The organism is Streptomyces sp. NPDC012769 (genome assembly GCF_042901205.1).
GTDB lineage: Bacteria > Actinomycetota > Actinomycetes > Streptomycetales > Streptomycetaceae > Streptomyces.
Genome location: NZ_JBIBCP010000003.1, coordinates 831,551 through 852,600, shown reverse-complemented (window position 1 = coordinate 852,600; position 21,050 = coordinate 831,551). Strand labels below are relative to the sequence as shown.

Genomic DNA, 21,050 nt, shown 5'->3' with positions numbered 1-21,050 from the left:
CCCTTCGGCGAGGTGGGCGCGAGTGCGGCGGTCCGAGGCTAGTCCGCTCCGAGCGTCAGGAAAGGGCCAATGCATGGGGGTTGGCCCGTGCGGTGGCGCACGGGAGCGGGATACGTTCCGCTCCGTGAGAAAAGAACCCTCCGAGGACCGTGAAGGGGACGAACGGTGATCGTGATCGCGCACCTCAGTGACATCCACGTCGACGACTCGCCGCGCAGCCGGGAGCGCACGAGAGCGACCATGAGGTTCCTGGACTCGCTCGCGTACGACTTCGACGCGGTGATCGTCACCGGCGATCTCGCCGACAACGGCGCCGAGTCGGAGTACGCCTGGATCCGCGAGAACGTCCTGACCACTCGGCACCCGGTGCTCACCTGCCCGGGCAACCACGATCGCCGGGACGTCTTCCGGCGGGTGCTGCTCGGCGCCGAGCCGCCGGCCCCGGAGGCGCCCGTGAACCAGGTGCTCCGCCGGGACGGCTTCGTCCTCGCGCTGTGCGACTCGTCGGTGCCGGGCAAGGACGAGGGTTTCCTGGAGGACGAGACGCTGGCCTGGCTGGAGGAGGAACTGGCGCGGACGCCGGAGGGCACTCCGGTCTTCGTGGGCTTCCACCACCCGCCGACGACGCTCGGCATGCCCTACGTCGACGGCCTGCGCCAGTTCGGCGAGGACCGCCTCGCCGCCCTGACCCGCCGTCATCCCTCCGTCACCGCCTTCCTCTGCGGCCACTCCCACACCGCCGCGGCCACCACCTTCGCCGACCGCCCGCTCCTGGTGGCGCCCGGCGTGGTGTCGACCTCGAAGCTGCCGTGGGAACAGACCGGCGGCCCGACGGACTACGTCTACCGGGACGAGATGGCGCCGTCGCTGGCCTTCCATCTCCTCTCCGAGGACGGCCGGCTGACGACGCACTACCGAAGCGTGCCGCTCGGCGGCTGATCCGGCGCGCGGCGCATGACGTACGTGTTGCCGATGTCGGGATCGCCGAAGAAGAAGAACAGCACGACGTCGTCCCCGTGGGAGTCAGGGCCGTCCGCGCGGTCCACGTAGAAGTGCCAGGTGTAGGTGGCCGGGGCGGAATCGGCCGAGGCACTGGCGCCGGCGGCGCCGGCTGCGCCGTCTGTGGCGGCGGGGTCGGCGGTGGCGGCGGGGCGCGCCTCCACGGCGGTCCGCTTCGTCAGGGTGAGGCGGACGCGCTGTCCCCCGCTGCGGTCGGCCAGCTCCCAGGTCCCCGTGCCGGACAGCCGCCACCCTCGGTCGAAGTCGAAGTCGGCGCCGTCGAGCCGCTCGACGAGCGCGCTGCCGTCACGGTGCAACGTCACCCGCGTCCGCTCGACGTTCTCCCAGGTCCCGGCTACCTCGGCCGCCGTGACGTCGTGCACGCCGGTGCCCTCGTAGTACTGGTACGGGCCGGCACACGCGCTCAGCAACGCCACCAGGAGCAGCGTGACCGCGCGGACCGGAACCCGCACTCCGTTTTCGCCCCTCACGAGCTCTCCCCTGTCGGCGACGCATGTCCGGCCCCACCCTGCCAGACAAGTTGAACGTGTTCAACCACACCCCGGCGGGGCGACCCTGCCGCCCCTCAGTCGAGCCAGATCGCGCGGACGTGCCGGAGAGGGTCGTCGGCCGTGGTGGGGGGTGCGTTCCAGAGCCTGGTGGTGCGGGTGGCGGAGGTGTACGGGGGCCAGTCAGGGCCCGGGTCCTGGTCGGTGACGAAGGCGACCCAGGCGCGGTGGAGGGCGTCCGCGAGCGGTTGGGGCGGGGTGGGCCCGGCGGCGGCCTCGACCCCCTCGGCGTCGAGGAGGTCGAAGGCGAAGGGCAGGTCGAGGCAGTGGTAGGCCAGGCCGTTGACGGGCGAGGCCCACTCGAACTGGTAGAGCCAGGTGGGCCGTTCGCGCTCCGCGCGGGCGTCGGCGACGGCGAGGGACGGGGCACGGAAGGTCACGTCGGTGAGGGCCTTGCCGAAGTGACCGACGGAGCCGGTGGGACCGGTGGGGTCGTTGTCCGCGTACGCCTCAAAGAAGGCGGCCGCCCGGTCCCCGTCCAGGCCGAGGCCGCCGAGCAGGACCGGCAGGGGCGGCGCGTCGGGGCCGGGGGCGGGGATCATGTCGAACTCGTGGGCGGTGAAGCCCAGCATCAGCGGGATATCGGCGCCCGCGTCACCCGCTGTCAGGGCATCCAGGACCGGCTCGGGGATGAGCTCGCCGTCGGCGAAGGGCGCGAGGGACAGCATCGGCGGCAGCCCCTCGCGGTCGGGCCCGGGGGCACCGAGCCGGTCCTGGAGGTCGCTGAGCTCGTCGTCGCCCAGATCCTGGAGCGCGGCGGCCGTGGCGGGCAGGCCGGTGCGGGCGGTGAACAGGCGCGAGACGGCACGGGCGACCGCCGGCCCGTCGGGCCGCATCACGGCGCCGGAGACGGAGAGTGCACCACGGAAGAGTCCGCGCGCGGCCGGCACGGCCAGCAGGGTCTGCACGGCGCCGCCGCCCGCCGACTGCCCGGCGACGGTCACCCTGGCCGGGTCGCCGCCGAAGCGCGCGATGTTCTCCCTCACCCACTCCAGTGCGGCGATCCAGTCCCGTACGCCACGATTGTCCGGGGCGTCGTCCAGATGGAGGAAACCCTCGACGCCGAGCCGGTAGCCGAGCGAGACGAGCACCACGCCGTCACGGTTGAACGCGGCCCCGTCGTACCACGGGCTGGCGGCCGAGCCCGCGACATAGCCGCCGCCGTGGATCCACACGAGCACCGGAAGTCCGGCCTCCGGGTCAGGCTCGGGCGTGAACACGTTGAGGTTGAGCACGCCGGCGCCCGGCACGGACGGTTCGGGGATGGTGGTCACCTCGGCGAAGGGGCGGCGCTGGGCGGTCGGTCCGTACGCCGTGGCGTCCAGGGGTTCGGTCCATGGCCGGGGCGGCACGGGCGCGGCGAAACGGAGGGCGCCGACCGGCGGCTCGGCGTAGGGGATGCCGAGGAAACGGCAGCTTCCGTCGGCCCGCTGTTCGCCGCGGACCGGGCCGCGGGTCGTGGTCACGAGGGGGGAATCCGGGGACATGGGCGTGCCTTCCTGGCCTGGCCGGTGCGTGAGCGGCGGCGCGGTGCTGCGGGCAGCGTGACACGCTCAATTTACACGTGTCATCACCAAGGCCAAAGAGTCGGCGCCACCGGTCGCGGGCGCGCCGCGAGACCCGCCCGGTTGGGCCGGGCCCCGGTGGGGAAGGCAGGCCGTGTGAATGTGAGTCCCGACGCCCCCGTCGGCGTCCTGGTGGTGGTGACCGGCGCCGTGCTCGTCGCGGCCGGCGCGCGCTGGAAGGGCCGGGCGGTGCGCCCGCTCGCGCCGCGCCGGGCGCGGGCCCTCGCCTGGCAGGCGTACGTACGGGCCCTGACCCGTTCCGCGGAGCTGGCGATCGCCGCCGCGCGGGGTGCGGCGGGGCGGGGCGAGCCGACGATCGTCACCGTCGAGGACGTCGTACGGCTCGCCCATCAGCGTTTCGGTTACGAGGAGGGCGCCCGCGAGCACGCGGCCGCCGCGCTGCGGCACGCGTACGAGCAGGGGCGGTGCGCGGCGGACTGCGTGACGGACGCCTACAGCTCGATCCGATAGCGGGGCCCGTGGTCGGCCCGGGCCGCTCCAAGCCAGGGGCCGGACGTGGTCCCCCTGCCGTCATTCGCCCGTGCTGCCGTCGATCCGTTCGCGCAGCAGGTCGGCATGGCCGTTGTGGCGCGCGTACTCCTCGATCATGTGGGCGAGGACGTAGCGCAGCGAGTAGGTGTCGTCGTCGAGGCCGCCGGTCATGTCGAGGCTGGGTGCCGCGTCCACGATCGCACGGGCCCGGGCGCATTCCTCGCGCCAGACGGTGAAGGCCTCGTCCGCATCGGCGTCGTCGACGTCGAAGTCGGCCCAGTCGGTGGAGCCGGGCGGGGTCCAGGGGCTGCGGCTGTCCTCGCCGTTGATCACGTTGCGGAACCAGCCGCGTTCGACCTCGGCCGCGTGGCGCACCAGGCCGAGCAGAGACAGTCCGGAGGGGGCGACGGCGCGAGTCTTGAGCTGTTCGGGGGTGAGGCCCGCGCACTTCGCCGCCAGCGTGTCGCGCTGGAACTGGAGCATCGCGGTGAGGGTGGCGCGTTCGTCGGCGGTGCGGGGCGGCGGTATCCGGTGGTCTGTGTCTGCGTTCATGCGCGCATCCTGTAAGCGGCCGGGGCCGGCGGCCCGGAAATTTTCCGGGCCGGGCCGGGCCGGGCGGGGCCGGGGCCGGGGCACGATGACGACGGGGTCAGCCGTGCGGCTCGCCCGGCGGCGGGCCGGCGGACGCCGTGAGGCGTTCGAGGCCCCGCAGCGGGTTTCTGAACAGGGGGTGCAGCAGGACCGTGCCCGCCGCCACGGGCATGGCGGCCGGTCCCGCGTGGGGGCCGACGATCCGGTCGGGGTCGTCGCAGACGTGCGAGTGGTCCACCGCGGCGCCGCGGATCTCCTCCAGGTAGTCGGGGTCGAGCAGGCTGGCCTGCTCGGTGACGACCACCAGGTCGGGGTTGAGGACGTCGAGCAGCAGCGCGACGGCGCGTCCCACCGCGCGGGCCCGCTCGCGCAGCAGTCGGTCGGCGCGCCGGTCGCCGGTCGCCGCCGCGTCGACGAGCAGGGACGAGTCGGGGTCGGGCACGATCCCCCTGCGGTACGCGGTCTCACCGAGCGTCCGGTCGGACACGGTGGCCTCCAGGCAGCCCGAACGCCCGCACGGGCAGGGGACGGTGGAGCCCGGTACGGGCAGATGGGCCACGTCGCCGGCGGCGGATCCGGGGCCCTGGTGGACGACGCCGGCGATGCCGAGGGCCGCGTCGGCCACGTTGCCGACGAAGAGGTGCACCAGGCTGCGGCGGGCCTCGGGGCGACCGAAGAGGGTCTCCGACTGGGCGACGGCCCGGGCGTGGTTGTCGACCCGCACCGTACGGCCGCCGAGGCCTCGGGTGAGTTCGGCGGCGAGGGGGCGGTGGTACCAGCCGAGGGCGTCGTGACGGACGACACGCCCGTGGTCGGGGTCCACCCAGCCGCCGACGGCCGCGCCGACACCGAGCAGCGGGCGCGCGCCGACGTGTTCGGCGAGGAAGGCCCGCAGGGCCCGGGCCACGAGGGCGGGCAGGACCCGGGGGTCGGCACCCTCGTGTCCGAAGGCGCGCCGGGCGACGAGCCGCCCGCGCAGGTCGACCAGGCCGAAGGTGGACGCGGGCACGCCGAGGTGGACGCCACCGACGACGGGGCTCGCGCGGGTGTCGATGTGCAGGTCGACGGGGATCTGCGGGCGGCCCCGCCCCACGGGGTCGGGGCGCTCGGGTAGTTCCCGCAGCAGGCCCTGGCGGAGCAGATCGGTGGCCTGGCGGGAGACGGCGGCCGGGCTGAGTCCCGAGAGGCGGGCAATGGCGCTGCGGGCCACGGGTCCGTGGTCGAGGACGGTGCGCAGGACGGTGGCCGCGTTGGTCTCGCGTCGGCCGTCACCGGCCGGTCGGGGGGTGTGGGAGGTCAGGCTCATGCGTGTCTCGTCTCGGGCGTTCCGCGCTGGGGGGCCGATTCAACCACCGTCGGCCGAGCGGCGGGGGAGCCTGTGGATAGTTGCCGTTCCGCACCGTTCGGCCCCCTCCCCACCGTCCGCCGGTCCACCCGCTCCGCGTACGCCGCATGTTCCGCACGCCCGGGGACTCGGCGGCTTCTTTGTGTCCCGCGCGGGTTTCGTGCCCTCGGCCCTCTTGGCAGACGCGCTGGCGCGCTCTTTACTTCCTCTGCGAAATTAATTCCCTCACACCCCCCGAAGGGATCCGCATGCCGACCGCCCCGCCCCATGTGATCGTGGTGCTCACCGACCAGCAGCGGTGGGACACCACCGGCGTGCACGGCAACCCGGCTGATGTGACACCCGAGTTCGACCGGCTGGCCCGCGAGGGCACCTTGGTCGAGCAGGCCATCACCGCCAACCCGGTGTGCGCGCCCGCGCGAGCCGCCCTGCAGACCGGCCGCTTCCCGACGGCGACCGGGGTGTTCCGCAACGGTCTTCCGCTCCGAGCGGAAATCCCCACCCTGGCCGGGGCCTTCGCCGAGGCCGGCTATGTGACCGGTTACATCGGCAAGTGGCACCTCGCCGGGGAGGAACACCCCGACGGGCCGGTGCCGGCCGAGCGGCGCGGCGGCTACACGCGCTGGCTCGCCTCGGACCGGCTGGAGTTCACCTCCGAGGCGTACCGGACGGTGCTGTACGACGAGCGGAACGAGCCGGTGAGGCTGCCGGGATACCGGTCGGACGCGCTGATCGACGCCGCGATCCGCTTCGTCGCCGATCACCACGAACGCCCTTTCCTGCTCTTCCTGTCGCTCCTGGAACCGCACCACCAGAACGCCACGGACGACTACCCGGCCCCGGAGGGTTACCGGGAGCGTTTCGAGGGACGGTGGCTGCCGCCGGATCTCGCCGCGCTCAGCCCGGGCGCGGCCCACGGCGGCGCGCACCGCCACCTCGGCGGCTATCTGGGCCAGATCAAGCGGGTGGACGAGGGCGTGGGCCGGCTCCGGGACACACTGCGCAGCCTGGGCATCGAGGACGACACCGTGCTGGCGTGGACCGCCGACCACGGCTCGCACTTCCGTACCCGCAACGGCGAATACAAGCGCTCGGCCCACGAGGCGTCGGTGCGCGTGCCGTTCGTGCTCACCGGCCCTGGATTCCGGGGCGGCGGTCGCATCCGCCGGCCCGTCTCCACCGTCGACCTGATGCCGACGCTGCTCGACGCGGCGGGCCTGAAGGTGCCCGAGGGCCTGCACGGCCGCTCACTGCGCCCCTTGGTCGGCGGGGGCGACGAACCGGACCGCCCGGCCTCGGTGTTCGTGCAGATCAGCGAGGACGTGATCGGACGCGCGGTGCGCACGGATCGCTGGAAGTACGTGGTGACGGCGCCTCCCGGGTCGGACGCCTGGCGCGAGGAGGCCGCCGACCGCTATCGCGAGACGGAGCTGTACGACCTCCGGTCCGATCCGTACGAACTGGAGAACCTCGCCGGGCTCACCTCGCACCGGCGCGTGGCGGACGAGCTGCGGGACTCGCTCTGCGCCTGGCTGCGGCAGGTGGAGGGCGCCGACGCCGCCATCGAGGCGGCGCCGCCCCGCACGCTCGGCCAGCGGTCACCGGACGCGTTCCCGGAGGACCGGGTGCCGTGGCGCGGAGTGCGGTTCGGTCACGCCTGACCGAACCGCACGTCCCCGCCGCTCACGTGGCGGCCGGACGTGACGGCCGCACAGGCGACCGCCAGCCCGAAGCGGTTCGAGAGCATGCGTGACCGGCGCGCACGTTGCGCGTGGGGTCAGGAGCCGGACCGTTGCGCGTGGGGTCAGGAACCGGACCGTATGGCGTAGTCGCCGAAGCCCACCCAGTCCAGGAGTTCGCAGGCTTCGTCGCCGACCACCCAGGCGTCGTGCCCGGGCTGGACCTCGTAGAAATCGCCGGGGCCGAGGTCGGCTTCCTCGCCGCCGCCGTCCATGACGACATGAAGCCGCCCGCTGACGACGTACCCGACGTGGTGCGCCTGGCAGCTGTCGGTGCCGGCGATGGGCTTCACATGCTGGGTCCAGCGCCAGCCGGGCTCGAACACGGCCCTTCCGACCTGTCCGTTGTCCGTGTTGAGCAGGTCCAGCCTGCCCTTGCCGTCCTCGAAGGGGCGGGTCTCGTCTGCCGAGTCGAAGCTCCTGGAAAGGATTGCGGCCATCGTCGTCCGCCTCCCGGCGGTGGAACGTGAGACCCCCGAGTCCACTTCCAGGCTACGCCGCGGGGGCCCTGCCGCACCTCGCCCCGGCGCCCGCGCCCCCACTCGCCGCCGCTCGCCCACACCGCCGACCTGGCCGACACGCCGACATGGCCATAAACCCCGTTGCCGAAGAAGATCGGACCGGGTTAGCTTGATCGTATGACTGCCGGGTCGGCCGTGGGCCGTGATCGAGAGAGGCGCCCGGCCGTGGCGTGAGCGCCCCGGGTCGCCGGGCGCGGGGTCCGCCGCGGTCGTCCGTCCCGTACCGCCGTCGTGCGGACGGGAGAGCCGGAGGACAGCAGCGCCCACCCCGCGAAAGGACCCCCCGTGGCCGTCGAGCTCAACCACACCGTCATCCATGCCCGTGACAAGCGGGTATCCGCCGAATTCCTGGCCGAGGTGCTCGGCCTGGAGGTCGGTGCCCCCTTCGGACCGTTCCTGCCGGTGGACACCGGCAACGGCGTCACCCTCGACTACTACGACGCCGAGGACGCCTCCTTCACCCCCACCCACTACGCGTTCCTCGTGCCCGACGAGGAGTTCGACGTGATGATCGACCGCCTGGAGCGGATGCGCGTGACGTACTACGCGGATCCGAGCCATACCGAACCGGGGCGGATCAATCGTCTCTTCGGTGGCCGCGGCGCCTACTTCGAAGATCCTTCGGGCCACAACATGGAGATCATGACGCGCCCGTACGCGCGCGCCTGATCGTCCTGAACTTTTGTTGAACGCACGATGGATTTGGTGATTCCGTGCATATCAGGAGGGGGTTTTCTGTACGGATCCCTTATCGGACACATCTACACATAAAGGCCAGATAAGAGCACAATGAAACCGCGGTATCGATGCCGCGAGCGCGGTCAGACACGCAAGACGCCAGAAGGAGGCGAGTCACATGGCCGACGTCTCTCACCGTCCCGGTGATATCCGAGGACACCCCGACGCAGGGGAAATGCGGGACCGTTATGCCCGCATGCTCCAGACCCGAGGTGTGGCGGCGGTCGAGGAACTCGTGGTCCTCGCCGGTCTGTGGGCCGCCGTCTCCGCGTGGACGGTGCACTTCTCCGCCGCGAAGCCGGAACTCGCCATCAACAACCTGATCGTCGGCCTGAGCATCGCGGCCCTCGGACTGTGCATGTCGATGGCTCCGGAACGGTCCCAGGACCTGAACTTCGTGGTCCTGCCGCTCGGCGCGTGGCTGATCGTCGCCCCGTGGGTGGTATCCCGGGACGCCGGTACCGGTGCGATCCTCAGCAATGTCATCACCGGCGCCTGTGTCTGCCTGTTCGCCCTGGCGGCAGGCGGACTGCTCATCAGCAAGAGCAGGAGAAGGACGTAACGGGTCCGATCCCTCCGCAGCGGCGTCGCCTCCTCGTACGAGGAGGCGACGCCGTTCACTTTCGTCCCGTCCAGGTCTGTGAACGGCCACTGCCAGGTAACGAATTGACCATCGCCGTTTCGGCCACATAAGTTCTGCGTAAGCCTTGCTCCACAGGGACAGGCTCCCGCTCACAACCCAGTCCTTGGGGGGACGAAGTGAACTGGTACCTCGAAGCATTCAAGAAGTACGCGGTGTTCAGCGGCCGGGCGCGCCGCAAGGAATTCTGGATGTTCCAGCTGTTCAACCTGATCGCGTCCATCGTGCTGTCGATCATCGACGCCGCTCTCGGCATTCAGCTGCTCAGCCTCATCTACGTGCTGGCGGTGCTGATCCCGAACCTGGCGGTCTCCGTGCGCCGTCTGCACGACACCGGCCGCAGCGGCTGGTGGATCCTCATCGGTCTGATCCCGCTGGTCGGCTTCATCGTCCTGCTGGTCTTCTACGCCAGTGAGGGCGAGCGCGAGCAGAACGCCCACGGCCCGAACCCGAAGCTGGCCCCGGCCTACTGACGGTCGGCCGGCCGGACCGTACGACGGCCCGTCCGACGGCCCGTACGCCGGCGTAAGGCCCGCCGCATGGCCCGCTCCAGGGCCCGGCAGCTCGCCGGTGGCACACCGGTATGACCCGTCGAAGCCCCCGGAAGGTCCGCCTTCCGGGGGCTTCGCGCATGCCCGGCCGTGCCCCCTGCCCGGCCCCCGCCCCAGTCCCGCCCCCCTGGCTCGGCCTCCCGCATAGAGCCGGTACGGCGCAATCGGAGCCCTCCGCTTGTGCACGACGGCACACGACCCGCCCCCGCCGCCCCGCCTAGCCTCGCCGAAACGGAGCGCGACAGCACACACGAGGGGCGGTACCACCGGTGAACTGGCTCATCCACGACTACCGCGAGAGCGATCTCGCCGCAGTCGTCCATCTGATCGACACCACGGCCGGCCTCGGCCAGGAGTCCGTCTTCTCGCTCGCCGAGTGCATCGGCGCCCTCACCTCCCGGCAGCCGGCCGTCGTCGCCGTCCACCAGGGCGCGCCCATCGGCGCCGCGCTCGCCTGCGTCGCCGGGGAGCGGGCCTGGGTGATGCGGATCGCGATCTCGTCGGCGTGGCGCGGCCGGGGTCTGGCGAGTGCCCTCCTGGTGGAGCTGGAGCGACGGCTGGTGGCCGCGCGGGTCGCCCGGATCGCCTATGTGCTGCCCGAGGAGGAACTCCTCGGTGAAGGACTGCTGAACGCCGGATACACCCGGCAGCCCGCGGTCGCCTACTTCGAGAAGGTCGAGCCGCTCCACGGGCCGGCCGCCGGTCTCCTCGACGACCTCGGCGGGCGGGTCCTGCCCACCGACCTGTGGGCCAAGGTGGCCGGCATGGAACGGGAGAAGGACCTGATCGAACGGCGTGTCGTCCTTCCCCTCGCCGAGCCCGAGCGCGCCGCACGGCACGGAGTGCGCCCGCCGCGCGCCATCGGCCTCTTCGGTCCGCCCGGCACCGGCAAGACGACGTTCGCCCGCGCCATCGCCTCCCGGCTCGGCTGGCCGTTCGTCGAGATCCTGCCGTCCCGCCTCGCCGACGGCGGCAACCTGGCGGCGGCGCTGCGCTCCGCGTTCGCGCGGATCGCCGAGCTGGAGCGGGTGCTCGTCTTCATCGACGAGGTCGAGGAGATCGCGCCCGTACGGGCCGAACCGGTGCAGCCGGGCGGCATGCACGGCGTGACCAACGAACTGCTCAAGCTCATCCCCCGGTTCAGGGAGCGGGACGAGCGGCTCCTCGTCTGTGCCACCAACTCCATCCGCTCCCTCGACCCCGCCTTCCTGCGCCCCGGCCGCTTCGACTACCTCATCCCCATCGGTACGCCGGACAAGGGCGCGCGGGCCGCGATCTGGGCCCGCTACACCGACGCCAGGCCGGACGTCGACGTGGACGCGCTCGTCACGGCGAGCGACCTGTTCACCCCCGCCGACATCGAGCACGCGGCGCGGATCGCCGCCCAGAACTCCTTCGAACGGGACCTGGTGTCGGTGGGCGGCCGTACCGCCGAGGCGTCGGGGGCGGCGCCCGGCGCGACGACCGAGGACTACCTCGACGCGATCGCTCAGTGCCGGCCGACCGTGACTCCCGCCCTGATCGAGCAGTTCGAGTCGGACATCACCACCCACGCGCGGCTCTGATCCGGCCGCCAGGTCCACCCGTTGCCCGTAGGGTGATCATCAGGTGTCGGTGGGACGGTCGGGGAGGATGTGTCGGGTGGAGACGATCGAAGGACTCGCACTCATGGCTTTCGCCGACGGCGAGGAGCTGGAGGCCTGGCTGGAGGAGCATCACGGCGACACGCCGGGCATCTGGCTGCTGCTCGGGCGGAGCGGCTCCGGCCTCCCCTCCCCCACCGCGGACGAGATCCTCGACGCCACGCTCGCCTTCGGCTGGATCACCGGCAAGCGCAAGGCCCGCGACGAGCGCTCCTACGTGCAGAAGATCACCCCGCGCCGGCCCCGCAGCCTGTGGTCGCAGGTCAACGTCCGGCAGGTCGAGGTGCTCCTCGCGGAGGGCCGGATGCGGGAGCCGGGGCTCGCCGAGGTGCGGGCGGCGCAGGCGGACGGGCGCTGGCAGCAGGCGTACCCCTCGCAGAGGGACGCCACCGTGCCGGACGACCTCGCCGCCGCCCTCGCGGCGGACCCGCGGGCGGCGTCCGCCTTCGACGCGCTGGGGAGGACCGACCGCTATCTGATCATCCTGAGCCTGTGGCAGGCACGCACGGCGAAGACCCGGCAGGCCCGCCTCGACCGGGCGGTGGCGGCACTCGCCGCCGGCGAGCGGAGCGGCTGAACTCCGCTCGCCATATCCCTTCTTCGGGGCGAGGGCCGGCTGTCAGGCGGCGCGCCCGCGGCGCCGGTACAACACCTGGTGGGCGTCCCACTCCACGAAGGACTCGGCGTGGGTCATGCCGACGGCCTCCAGCAGCCGGCGCGAGCGTGCGTTCGCCTCCTGGGTGACCGCGACGACGACCGGCACGTCCTCCAGGGCCCGCTCCACCGCCGCGGCGACGGCCTCGCGCGCGTACCCCCGCCCCCAGTGCTCAGGGAGGAACTGGTACGAGACCTCCGTCTCCCCGTTCCGCGCGTCCTTCTCCACGGTGACCAGGCCGAGCAGCGTGCCGTCGGAGGCCCGCTCGACGGCGTGGAAGCCGGGTGCGCCGACGATCCGCCGCTGCCGGATGCGGATGACGGATTCGACGACCGGGCCGCCCAGATGGCGCCGCACGTCCGGGTCTCTCCACAGTCGCGTCACCCCCGGGATGTCCCCTACGCGTACGGGCCGGAGCACGAGCCGGTCGGTGACGAGCTCGTCCGTCACGAGCGAGTCCCTCACGAGCGGGGCGGACGGTGCGGACGGTGCGGCGCCGGGGACGAGGGGCGGGTCGGTGCCGGGCGTGGTCGGGGCCATGCGTCGATGATGTCAGGTGGTCGCACGTCGCCCCCGGCCCGGGGACGTACGACCGATGGCCGAGAAGTCTCCCTTCCCCGGGCCGAGGTGAGGTCGGAAGGGTCCGCCATAGCGTCAGGCCCATGAGAATCGGAATCCTCGGAACGGGCAATGTCGGTCGCGCACTCGCCGGCGCGTGGAACGCGGCGGGACACGAGGTGGTCCTCGGCTCGCGCAAGCCGGACGAGACGGCGGCGCACGGCGGGAACGTGCCGGTCGTCTCGACGGAGGCGGCGGTCGCCGCGGCCGACGTCGTGGTCAACGCGACCCCCGGCACGGCCTCCCTCGCCCTGCTCACCTCCGTCGGCGCACCGGCCCTCGCGGGCAAGGTGCTGCTCGACGTCGCCGTCGGCTTCACCGACGCCGGCGACCTCTCCCACCTCGGCGAGAGCCTCGGTGAGGAACTCCAACGCGCCTTCCCCGACACCCGAGTCGTGAAGACCCTCTGCACCCTCGACCGTCTCGTCATGATCGCCCCCGACTCCCTGGAGGGCCCCAGCACCGTCTTCCTCTCCGGTGACGACCCGACCGCCAAGGACACCGTCCGTGGCCTCCTCCACGACCTGGGCTGGTCGCCGGACTCGGTCCTCGACCTGGGCGGCATCGCCACGGCCCGCGGCCAGGAGCACTTCAGCCTCCTGTTCATCCCCGTCGCGCAGGCCGTCGGCTCGTACCGCTTCGGGCTGCGGGTGGTCAGGCTGTCCGAGGACGTGCCGCAGTCGTACGAGGAGGCCCGGACCGCGGCGGAGGCCGCTTCGTAGAGCCGAGGAGGGATCGACGGGCCCTACTCCGGGCCCTACTCCGACATGACCTGCCCTACGGGGACGGGGCCTCGGTCAGCAGGGCCTTCACCTCCGCCCACTCCAGGTCCATGGGCGCGTGGGTGGCGCGGGCCGTGGCGGTGTCCTTGAAGCCGCTGGAGGTGACCACGCAGACGACGGGTCCGTCCTCGTCGACCGGGCCATGGGCGCGCAGGCCCGCGAGACCGGCCGCGGAGGACAACTCGCACCACAGTCCTTGCGCGGCCAGCTCCGCCTGCGCCTCGGCCATCTGATCGTCCGTCACGGTACGGGCCGTACCTCCGGTCTCGCGGAGGGCGACGACTCCGCGGTAGCCGCTGATCTCGCAGTCGATGGCGTACGCGGCGGTCGGCCCGACCGGCACCCGCGCCGTGTCGGCGCCGGAGCGCATGGCCTCGGTGAGCGCGCCCGCAGCGGCCGGCTCGGTCGCGTACACCCGCGGGACGGAGTCGGTGACGCCGAGCCGGGCCAGCTCCAGGAAGCCCTTGGCCACGCCGTACAGCAACTCACCGTAGCCGGTGGGCAGATGGACGGCGGCCGGGGCGCGCCCGAGGTCGAGGGCGATCTCGTACGCGATGGTCTTGTAGCCCTCGGGCCCGAAGGGGTGGCCGGTGTGCGCGGTGTCGGTCACGCTGCTGACCGACTGGTAGCCGAGCTCGTCGACGATCCGGCGCATGAACGGCCGGACGGACTCCTGCGGGACCGTCAGCACGGTCGCCCCGTAGGCCCGCACGTGGGAGGCGACGGCCGGCGGCGCGAAGGGAGACGTGAAGACGACGCACGGCAGCCCCGCGCGGGCCGCGTAGGCGGCGGCCGACGCGCCGTGGTTGCCCGAGGACGACACCACGATCCCGCGCGCGCCGGACGCCACGGCGGCGCTCACGGTGACCCTGTTCAGGCGGTCCTTGTGGCTCCAGGTCGGGTTACGGGACTCGTCCTTGACCCAGACTCCGTCGGCGAGCCGCACCAACGGCGTGTCGCCCTCGCCGAGCCCCGGCGCGGCGAGCGGAGGCAGCAACGGCGCCCAGCGCTCCAGGCCGTGGGCGGCGGGGCGGCTGAACAGGTCGTCCGGGACGCGGTCGTAGTCGTAGTCGATGTCCAGGGGGTACGCGACGGCGTCGGTGGACGTGACGGGATCGCCCGCGGTGAGTGGCGGCCACAGGGGGTGGCGCACGGCGGGGTCGCGAAGCGAACGCTGGCTGGTGGCAAGTGACTTCATCAGCCCATTCTCCGCTGCAGTGCGGCGAGCGCGCCGGCGCGGCGGCCGGGCACGGCGCGGCGCAACTCGACGAGCGCGGGCCCGAGGGCCCGGGCCCTGGCCGGGTCCCGGATCTGCTCCCACTGGTGATGGGCCCGGTCCACCGCGCCCTCGACGTCGGGCTCGTCCGGCCCCTGCCGCATCCCGAGCCGGGCCTGCGCGGCGGCGATCCACAACTCGCAGCTCCGCGCCGGCTCCCCCGCGAGCCGCGCGAGATCCGCCCGTACCTCCACCCAGTGCACGGCCTCCCCCGACCGCGGCCCGTACCGCCGCAACGCGTCGCTCTCCCACGCGGCGGCCACCGCCGCCGCCTCCCCGTGCCGCCCGGCCATCGCCGCCGCGAGAATCGCCTGATGCGGATCCACACCCCCACCGGGCCGAGGCGGCCCGGGTGCGTGCGTGGGGCGCGGGGGCACGGTTACGGGGGTGGGTTCGGGTGCGGCGACGCCGGCGGCGGTGCCAGTCCCGGTGCCGGTGCCGGTATCCGACGCGGCGGTGACGACGCCGGTCCCGCCGACCGACGGCGGGGATGCGATCCCGGGCGAGGCAAGGCCGATGCCGGTGTCCGACGGCGCGGGCCGGGGTTCGGACGTGGCGGTGACGCCGCCGGTCCCGCCGACCGACGGCCGGGATGCGGCCCCAGACGACACAAGGCCGGTGCCGGTCCCTGTCGACGCGGCCGGCGACTCGGGCGGGACGGAGCCGGTGCCTGTGCCCGACGGGGCGGGCCGGGGCTCGGACGGGGCGGTGCCCGACGGCGAGGACGACCCGCCGGGCGGAACGACGCCGCGCCCGCCGACCGCAGGTGGGGACGCGGCCCCGGACGGGACAAGGCCCTCTGCCGACGCGGCCGGCGACGCGGACGCGGCGGTGCCCGACGCCGCAGACGACCCACCGGGTGGCACGACGCCGCGCCCGCCGACCGCTGGCGGGGATGCAACCCCGGGGCCGGTCTCTGCCGGCGTGGGCCGCAACCCGGGCACGTCCGTGACCGACGGCGCGGACGCCCCACCGGGAGGCACGACGCCGGTCCCGCCGGCCGCAGGCAGGAAGGCGATCCCGGGCGGGACGAGGCCGGTGTCGGTCTCTGCCAGCGCGGCCGGGGACTCGGGCGTGACGGAGCCGGTGTCGGTCTCTGCCGGCGCGGCCGGGGACTCGGGCGGGACGGAGCCGGTGTCGGTCTCTGCCGGCGCGGCCGGGGACTCGGGCGTGACGGAGCCGGTGCCGGTGCCCCCGCCGGCCGGCGGCGGGGATGCGGCTCCGGGGCCGGTCACTGCCGGGGCGGACCCGGGGTCCGACGTGCCGGGGTCCGACGGGGCGGGCCGGGGCTCGGAGTGGGGCGCGGACGCGTCGCGTGCTTCGCGCGGCGCGACCACGGACGGGACGCCGTCCGGCGTGACCGGCTGCGTCTCGGCAGCCGACGGACCGGTCGGCGGCGAGCCGTCGCCGTCCGCCTCAGCCGCCGCCGGGACGAGCCCGTCCCGTGGCGGACGAACGGCTCCCCCGGGCTGAGGGCTCGCGATCGCCGCGCCGGCGCCGGTCTCCGCCACTTGCCACCGCGCGGCGGCCACCGAACCAGCCAGGAACGGCGATCCGCCGCCGCGTGGCGTGCCCGCCATCTCGGCGCGGCCACGCGCCGAGACCTCCACAGCACTGTCGGCCTCCGACGGCGCAGCCGGCGGCACGTCGGTTCCGGTGGTGGCCGGCACCGGCGTCGTGGCAGGACCCGCCGGAGCCGGTGCGGCGGCGGTCGTGTCGTTCTCACCTCGCGCAGGGCCCACGGGCGTGTCGGGCCTCGGTGTGACCGGCGCGGCGACAGGCCCTGTCTCGGCGGCGGTCCGTGGATCCCACGACGGCGCGCCGTTCAGGCCGCCGCCGTCGCGCGCCCGCGCCGGGGCGGCGGTGCCCAGGCGGCGTGTGGGCGGGGACTCCACCAGAGCGCTCGACGCGACCGAGACCACGGGAGCGGCGAAGGGGGTCGGCTGGTGGGAGGCGGCGGGCGGGGTGAGCAGGACCGCCTGCGTCTGGGGGGTCGACTGGGCCGCCGCCGCGGCCGCCTCCGCGTGGAGGGCGGGGAGCGGGGGCCGGGCGCCGGTGCGCCAGAGGGTGGCGAAGTGGCGGAGGTACTCGGGAGTGGTGAGCGCGCCTCGGCGGGGGAAGGGGGTGACGCGGGCGAAGAGCGGGACGGCCGGGCCGAGATCGAGCGCGCCGGGGTCGGCGGCGAGGCGCTGCCAGAGCTCCGGGTCGGCGGCGAGGTCGGCGACGACGGTGGTCGTGCCGGGCCGGCGCGGGGCGAGTTCCGTGGCCAGCCAGTGCCAGGGAAGTCCCGTGTAGCGCAGGGTCGTCGGCGTGCTGCGGGCGAGCGCGAGGTGGGGCAGCCGTTGGCGGCGGTCGAGTTGGAGCTGACCCGCGAGATACAGGGCCAACGGCCCCGGCGCCGCCGCGGCGGAACGGAGCCGGGTGAGGACGGCCTGGGGGTCGAGTGGGTCCGCCAGTTCGACGACCGTCGCCATGTCCGTGCCGGCGAGCACCCCGGCCGGCACCGCCGCGAGCGCGGGCAGCACCGACGCCGCGTCCATGGCCCGTCCTCGTCCGGCCGGCGCCGCGGCCAGCAGTACGGCCGTACCCATTGAGTTCACCTCGTCGCTCACCACAGCAGCACCGTAACCCGTGGCCGCGTGGCCGAATGTCTACCGGTCCCATGTGGGCCTTTGACATATGCCAGAAGCACCACCGTATCGAGTGTTGCCAAATGGCTTACGAGGTGCCGTGGGCTGTGCCAAAGTCGTATCCGGGCTTCACTTTCCAGACTTGGCCGCGCCACGTCGCCTGCATCGGAGTACGACATGCCGTCCCCTCTCTTCGCGGACCGTCCCGCCCAACCGCCCGAGCCCGGCGCGGTGGACGCACTCATCTCGCAGACGCGCCGTCTGCGCGTTGACGTGGACGCGGTGCGCCGGGACGCCGTCACGGACGAGGACGACCCGCAGGGCCGCTGGCAGCGCGCCCTGTGCGATCTGGCGGTGCACCAACTCGACGACCTGCGCGCCCACCTGGGCCAGCTGAAGGCCGGTCTCCCCGGCGACCTCGCCGACGCCCCGCCGCACCAGGACTCGCCGTATCGGGACTCGCCGTATCGGGACCCGGCGTATCAGGACTCCACGCGTCAGGACTCGGCGCGTCGCAACGCCCCGGCGGCCTACGCCCAGCCCGAGCCGGCTCCCCGGCTCACGGGTTCGCTGCTCTCCCGGGTCGGCAGTGCCGAGTGGGATCTGCTCACCGACGACGTGCACTGGTCCGAGGAGCTGTTCCAGATCTTCGGCCGCCCGCAGGAGAGCGGCCCGATGTCGCTCGACGAGCTGCCGTCGATGGTGTTCGCCGAGGACCAGCCCATTCTTCAGGCGATGGTCACGGACTGCCTGATCGACGGGAAGCCGATCGACGGCGAGTTCCGGATCGTCCGCACCGACGGCCGGGTCCGCACGGTCCACATGACCGGTGAGCCGGTCCTCGACTCCGACGGCTGCACGGCCTCCATGTGGGCCGTCTTACGGGACGTCAGCGAGCTGCGCCGCAGCGAGCGGGCGGTCCGCGAGAGCCGGGACAGCCTCCAGCGCCACCAGCACATCGAGCACACCGAGCGCCGGGTGGCCGTGGAGCTCCAGGAGGCCGTGCTGCCGCCCTGGCGCGGCTCCCTCCGCTTCGCCCACGACGGACCGGCCCCGCTCGACGTGGCCGGACACTATCTGCCGGCGGCGAGCACCGGTCTCATCGGCGGCGACTGGTACGACGCGCTGGCGCTCCCGGACGGGGACGCGCTGCTCACCGTGGGCGACCTGACCGGGCACGGTGTCGCGGCGACGTCCTCGATGGCGATGCTCCTGGGCGCGCTGCGCGGCATGGCGGTGGCCGGGATCCGGCCGGGCGCCCTGATGGGTCACCTCAACCAGCTTCTGGAGACCTCCGTCCAGCCCGCGCTCGGCAGCGCGATGTGCTGCCGCTACGATCCGGCCACCCAGACCCTCACCTGGTCGCAGGCCGGCCACCCCGCCCCGCTGCTCTTCCGCGACGGGACGGGACGGACGCTGGCCCGGCCGGAAGGGGTGCTCCTCGGGGCGACGACCGGTGCGGCGTACGAGGAGGCCGAGACACGGCTGCTGCCCGGCGACGTGCTCATGCTGCACACCGACGGTCTGACCCGGACCGGGGACTGCATGGACGACAGCGGTACGGAGCGGCTCCTGGCCCTCGCGCCACGGCTGGCCGCCGCGCGCGACGCTCAGGACTGTGTCCGGTCGGTGGTCGAGGAGTTCGGTGAGGGGCCGCGCGAGGACGACGCCTGTGTGATGGTGGTACGGGTCGGAGGCTAGCCCGGTCCGGCCCGAGCGCCCCCTGTCCGGGAGGCAGACGTCCGGGAGGCAGGCGTCCGAGGCCACCCGGTCCGCGCCTGAGCCGACCGGTGGCCCCGTCCCCGGGCCCCGGTCCTCCGCTCTGCGCAAGGCAGGGCCGGCATCACCGCCGTAACCCCGCACCGGCGTCCGGCACACAGGCGTCAGGAACCACCGGACAGCGGCGCCCTCCGACGCCCCGCTCCGCGGTCCCCACCGCGCCCCGAAAGACGGCTCCTGACGCCCCTCGGATCCCGCGCGCCCCTCATGCCTCTCCGGTCCTCGGGCGGTTCGCGGGCGCCTTCGGGAGCGCGATCGCGATCTCCTCCCGAAGGTCCTCGATCTTGCTGTAGCCCGAATACTGCCCGGTCAGCCGGTACATCTCGCGCAGCCTGTCCCATGTCCGGTGCGAGGACGTGTCACCCATGGAGACCAGGGCGAGCCGGGCGTAGCGGTCCGCCTGTTCGGGGTCGTCGGCGATGAAGCAGGCCGAGGCGAGCGAGATGTGGTCGAAGAGCTTCGAGCGGTCGTGCCCGTGGCGCCGCAGTTCGAGGGCCATCTTGGCGTGGCGCTGCGCCGGGACCGCTGCGGCCGGGTCGTGCTCGGCGAGGGTGCGGTAGGCCAGCGCCTGCATGCCGTGGAGGTCGGCCTCGTCGAAGTTCTGCATCCAGCTCGGCTTCTCGTCGCCCCGGTCGGAGACGAAGAGCTCCTCCGCCTCGCCGAGGGTCCGGCGCATGGCCTGGCCGCGGCCCATCGACGCCTGCGCCCAGGCCTCGATGGTCTGGAACATGGCCTGGGTACGCGGCAGCAGCCGCTCCCCCGCACCGGACTTGGCCAGCTTCATCAGGTCGAGGGCCTCGTCCGGCCGCCCGAGGTGCACCATCTGGCGGGCGGCGCGGGACAGCGCCTCACCGGCCCGCGGCCGGTCGCCGCCCTCGCGGGCCGCGTGCGCGGCGATCACGAAGTACTTCTGGGCGGTGGGTTCGAGGCCCACGTCGTGGGACATCCAACCGGCCAGCACGGCCAGGTTGGCGGCCACGCCCCACAGGCGGCGCTGGAGGTGGTCGGGGTGGTGGTAAGCGAGCATCCCGCCCACCTCGTTGAGCTGGCCCACCACGGCCTTGCGCTGAAGGCCGCCGCCACGTGAGGCGTCCCAGGCACGGAAGACCTCGACGGAGCGCTCCAGGGCCTCGATCTCCTCCGACCCGATGGGGGCGGCCTCGTAGCGGTCGTACCCAGCGGGGTCGGCGTGGAGGGGATCGATGGCGCGGGGGGCTGCGCCGGGGCGTGCGGGGTCGGTGTGGAGCCAGTCGTGCATGGCTTTGGTGAGTACGGAGCCGGCGGCAAGCGCGGCGCCCGCGCCCACCAGGCCGCGTCGGTTGAGCATGAGGTCCATTCCCGTGAATTCGGTGAGGACCGCTGCCGTACGCTCGGGCGCCCAGGGCAGCCCGTCAGGGTTGTCGTCGTTCCTGACGTCCCGCCGTTTGCCGGCGCGCCCGTGTCGTACGAACCCGAGGTCCTCGATGGTCACGACACGGCCGAGTCGCTCGGTGAACAGCGCTGCCAACACCCGGGGTACGGGATCGCGCGGGGTCTCCCCCATGTCGATCCAGCGCCGCACCCGCGAGGTGTCGGTCGCCAGCTGGGGGTGGCCCATGGCCGCCGCCTGCCGGTTCACGAGTCTCGCGAGTTCGCCCTTGGACCAGCCGGCCAGGCCGAAGAGGTCTGCCAGGCGGGTGTTGGTCTGTCCGGTCACGTCTAAGCCCCCAGGTTCTCGGCTGACTTGACACTAACCCCCTGTCATAGGGCTGGCGACTATTCGCCAGGGTTCGCCAGGGTGCGCCCGATGTTCCGCCACCCGCGCCCGGGTGTCAGGTAGGAACGCGCCACCCCGCCCCGTCGACCGGCCCTCATTTTCCCCAGGGTGCGGATCGGTCGGGCGGGCGGGGCGACGCACGCAAATCGTCGGCGCACGAA

The 21,050-nt window shown here is 73.4% G+C and carries 19 protein-coding genes; 10 read left to right on the top strand and 9 right to left on the bottom strand.

Annotated features, from left to right (window positions below; translation table 11 throughout):
• Positions 1-165: 165 nt before the first annotated feature.
• The gene (locus tag ACFY7C_RS18940; protein ID WP_389651435.1) at positions 166-939 is read left to right on the top strand and encodes a metallophosphoesterase; all 774 of its coding nucleotides are present in this window, start codon (positions 166-168) and stop codon (positions 937-939) included.
• On the opposite strand, the gene ACFY7C_RS18935 is transcribed toward ACFY7C_RS18940, so the two are convergent.
• Both ACFY7C_RS18935 and ACFY7C_RS18930 read right to left on the bottom strand, forming a co-directional pair.
• Entirely contained in the window at positions 912-1,490 is a 579-nt protein-coding gene (locus ACFY7C_RS18935; protein ID WP_389651433.1) for a hypothetical protein, read from the bottom strand. The two genes, ACFY7C_RS18940 and ACFY7C_RS18935, sit on opposite strands and share 28 nt — an antisense overlap.
• Positions 1,491-1,585: 95 nt before the next feature.
• The gene (locus ACFY7C_RS18930) at positions 1,586-3,055 is read right to left on the bottom strand and encodes a carboxylesterase/lipase family protein (protein ID WP_389651431.1); all 1,470 of its coding nucleotides are present in this window, start codon (positions 3,053-3,055) and stop codon (positions 1,586-1,588) included.
• A gap of 174 nt (positions 3,056-3,229) precedes the next feature.
• Here ACFY7C_RS18930 and ACFY7C_RS18925 point away from each other — a divergent pair, with 174 nt between their 5' ends.
• Positions 3,230-3,604, top strand: a complete 375-nt coding sequence (locus ACFY7C_RS18925; protein WP_389651428.1) for a hypothetical protein — start codon at positions 3,230-3,232, stop codon at positions 3,602-3,604.
• Between the two features lie 60 nt (positions 3,605-3,664).
• On the opposite strand, the gene ACFY7C_RS18920 is transcribed toward ACFY7C_RS18925, so the two are convergent.
• Together ACFY7C_RS18920 and ACFY7C_RS18915 are read right to left on the bottom strand one after the other, a co-directional pair.
• Positions 3,665-4,177, bottom strand: coding sequence for a DinB family protein (locus ACFY7C_RS18920; RefSeq protein ID WP_389651425.1), 513 nt, complete (start codon positions 4,175-4,177; stop codon positions 3,665-3,667).
• Positions 4,178-4,274: 97 nt separating this feature from the next.
• A complete protein-coding gene (locus tag ACFY7C_RS18915) occupies positions 4,275-5,522 on the bottom strand; it encodes an ROK family protein (protein WP_389651422.1) in 1,248 nt (415 codons plus the stop codon).
• Between the two features lie 287 nt (positions 5,523-5,809).
• Here ACFY7C_RS18915 and ACFY7C_RS18910 point away from each other — a divergent pair, with 287 nt between their 5' ends.
• Positions 5,810-7,222, top strand: a complete 1,413-nt coding sequence (locus tag ACFY7C_RS18910) for a sulfatase-like hydrolase/transferase (RefSeq protein ID WP_389651419.1) — start codon at positions 5,810-5,812, stop codon at positions 7,220-7,222.
• A 143-nt stretch (positions 7,223-7,365) separates the two neighbouring features.
• Here the strand turns inward: ACFY7C_RS18910 and ACFY7C_RS18905 are convergent, their stop codons facing one another.
• Complete coding sequence (locus ACFY7C_RS18905; protein WP_389651417.1) at positions 7,366-7,740, bottom strand: cupin domain-containing protein; 375 nt, start codon at positions 7,738-7,740, stop codon at positions 7,366-7,368.
• A gap of 366 nt (positions 7,741-8,106) precedes the next feature.
• Between ACFY7C_RS18905 and ACFY7C_RS18900 the strand changes: the two genes are divergently transcribed.
• The 5 genes from ACFY7C_RS18900 (at position 8,107) to ACFY7C_RS18880 (ending at position 11,970) form a co-directional block, all read left to right on the top strand.
• Positions 8,107-8,490 carry a VOC family protein gene (locus ACFY7C_RS18900; protein WP_389651414.1) on the top strand — a complete coding sequence of 128 codons (384 nt, stop codon included), beginning with the start codon at positions 8,107-8,109 and terminating at the stop codon, positions 8,488-8,490.
• Between the two features lie 265 nt (positions 8,491-8,755).
• Entirely contained in the window at positions 8,756-9,121 is a 366-nt protein-coding gene (locus tag ACFY7C_RS18895) for an SPW repeat protein (protein WP_389651412.1), read from the top strand.
• Positions 9,122-9,318: 197 nt separating this feature from the next.
• Positions 9,319-9,672 carry a DUF805 domain-containing protein gene (locus ACFY7C_RS18890; protein ID WP_389651410.1) on the top strand — a complete coding sequence of 118 codons (354 nt, stop codon included), beginning with the start codon at positions 9,319-9,321 and terminating at the stop codon, positions 9,670-9,672.
• Between the two features lie 347 nt (positions 9,673-10,019).
• On the top strand, positions 10,020-11,315 hold the full coding sequence (locus tag ACFY7C_RS18885) for an ATP-binding protein (RefSeq protein WP_389651407.1): 1,296 nt from the start codon (positions 10,020-10,022) through the stop codon (positions 11,313-11,315).
• A gap of 103 nt (positions 11,316-11,418) precedes the next feature.
• On the top strand, positions 11,419-11,970 hold the full coding sequence (locus ACFY7C_RS18880) for a YdeI family protein (RefSeq protein ID WP_389651404.1): 552 nt from the start codon (positions 11,419-11,421) through the stop codon (positions 11,968-11,970).
• Positions 11,971-12,012: 42 nt separating this feature from the next.
• Here the strand turns inward: ACFY7C_RS18880 and ACFY7C_RS18875 are convergent, their stop codons facing one another.
• Positions 12,013-12,588 (bottom strand): GNAT family N-acetyltransferase, encoded by a 576-nt coding sequence (locus ACFY7C_RS18875; protein ID WP_389651401.1) that lies wholly within the window; start codon positions 12,586-12,588, stop codon positions 12,013-12,015.
• Between ACFY7C_RS18875 and ACFY7C_RS18870 the strand changes: the two genes are divergently transcribed.
• The gene (locus tag ACFY7C_RS18870; protein WP_389651399.1) at positions 12,528-13,388 is read left to right on the top strand and encodes an NADPH-dependent F420 reductase; all 861 of its coding nucleotides are present in this window, start codon (positions 12,528-12,530) and stop codon (positions 13,386-13,388) included. The genes ACFY7C_RS18875 and ACFY7C_RS18870 overlap by 61 nt on opposite strands.
• A 55-nt stretch (positions 13,389-13,443) precedes the next feature.
• Here ACFY7C_RS18870 and ACFY7C_RS18865 read toward each other — a convergent pair whose 3' ends face one another.
• Positions 13,444-14,646 (bottom strand): pyridoxal-phosphate dependent enzyme, encoded by a 1,203-nt coding sequence (locus ACFY7C_RS18865; protein ID WP_389651396.1) that lies wholly within the window; start codon positions 14,644-14,646, stop codon positions 13,444-13,446.
• Positions 14,646-17,315 carry a hypothetical protein gene (locus ACFY7C_RS18860; protein WP_389651393.1) on the bottom strand — a complete coding sequence of 890 codons (2,670 nt, stop codon included), beginning with the start codon at positions 17,313-17,315 and terminating at the stop codon, positions 14,646-14,648. Before ACFY7C_RS18860 ends, ACFY7C_RS18865 begins: the two co-directional genes overlap by 1 nt.
• Before the next feature lie 216 nt (positions 17,316-17,531).
• On the opposite strand from ACFY7C_RS18860, the gene ACFY7C_RS18855 reads away from it, so the two are divergent.
• Positions 17,532-19,055 carry a PP2C family protein-serine/threonine phosphatase gene (locus ACFY7C_RS18855; RefSeq protein ID WP_389651391.1) on the top strand — a complete coding sequence of 508 codons (1,524 nt, stop codon included), beginning with the start codon at positions 17,532-17,534 and terminating at the stop codon, positions 19,053-19,055.
• Positions 19,056-19,338: 283 nt separating this feature from the next.
• Here the strand turns inward: ACFY7C_RS18855 and ACFY7C_RS18850 are convergent, their stop codons facing one another.
• Entirely contained in the window at positions 19,339-20,829 is a 1,491-nt protein-coding gene (locus tag ACFY7C_RS18850) for a hypothetical protein (protein WP_389651388.1), read from the bottom strand.
• Positions 20,830-21,050 lie beyond the last annotated feature (221 nt).

Coding starts and splice junctions, on each gene's coding strand:
- ACFY7C_RS18930 (WP_389651431.1), bottom strand. CDS start 3,055: ATGTCCCCGGATTCCCCCCTCGTGACCACGACCCGCGGCCCGGTCCGC.
- ACFY7C_RS18920 (WP_389651425.1), bottom strand. CDS start 4,177: ATGAACGCAGACACAGACCACCGGATACCGCCGCCCCGCACCGCCGAC.
- ACFY7C_RS18915 (WP_389651422.1), bottom strand. CDS start 5,522: ATGAGCCTGACCTCCCACACCCCCCGACCGGCCGGTGACGGCCGACGC.
- ACFY7C_RS18910 (WP_389651419.1), top strand. CDS start 5,810: ATGCCGACCGCCCCGCCCCATGTGATCGTGGTGCTCACCGACCAGCAG.
- ACFY7C_RS18905 (WP_389651417.1), bottom strand. CDS start 7,740: ATGGCCGCAATCCTTTCCAGGAGCTTCGACTCGGCAGACGAGACCCGC.
- ACFY7C_RS18895 (WP_389651412.1), top strand. CDS start 8,756: ATGCTCCAGACCCGAGGTGTGGCGGCGGTCGAGGAACTCGTGGTCCTC.
- ACFY7C_RS18880 (WP_389651404.1), top strand. CDS start 11,419: ATGGCTTTCGCCGACGGCGAGGAGCTGGAGGCCTGGCTGGAGGAGCAT.
- ACFY7C_RS18875 (WP_389651401.1), bottom strand. CDS start 12,588: ATGGCCCCGACCACGCCCGGCACCGACCCGCCCCTCGTCCCCGGCGCC.
- ACFY7C_RS18865 (WP_389651396.1), bottom strand. CDS start 14,646: ATGAAGTCACTTGCCACCAGCCAGCGTTCGCTTCGCGACCCCGCCGTG.
- ACFY7C_RS18860 (WP_389651393.1), bottom strand. CDS start 17,315: ATGGGTACGGCCGTACTGCTGGCCGCGGCGCCGGCCGGACGAGGACGG.
- ACFY7C_RS18855 (WP_389651391.1), top strand. CDS start 17,532: ATGCCGTCCCCTCTCTTCGCGGACCGTCCCGCCCAACCGCCCGAGCCC.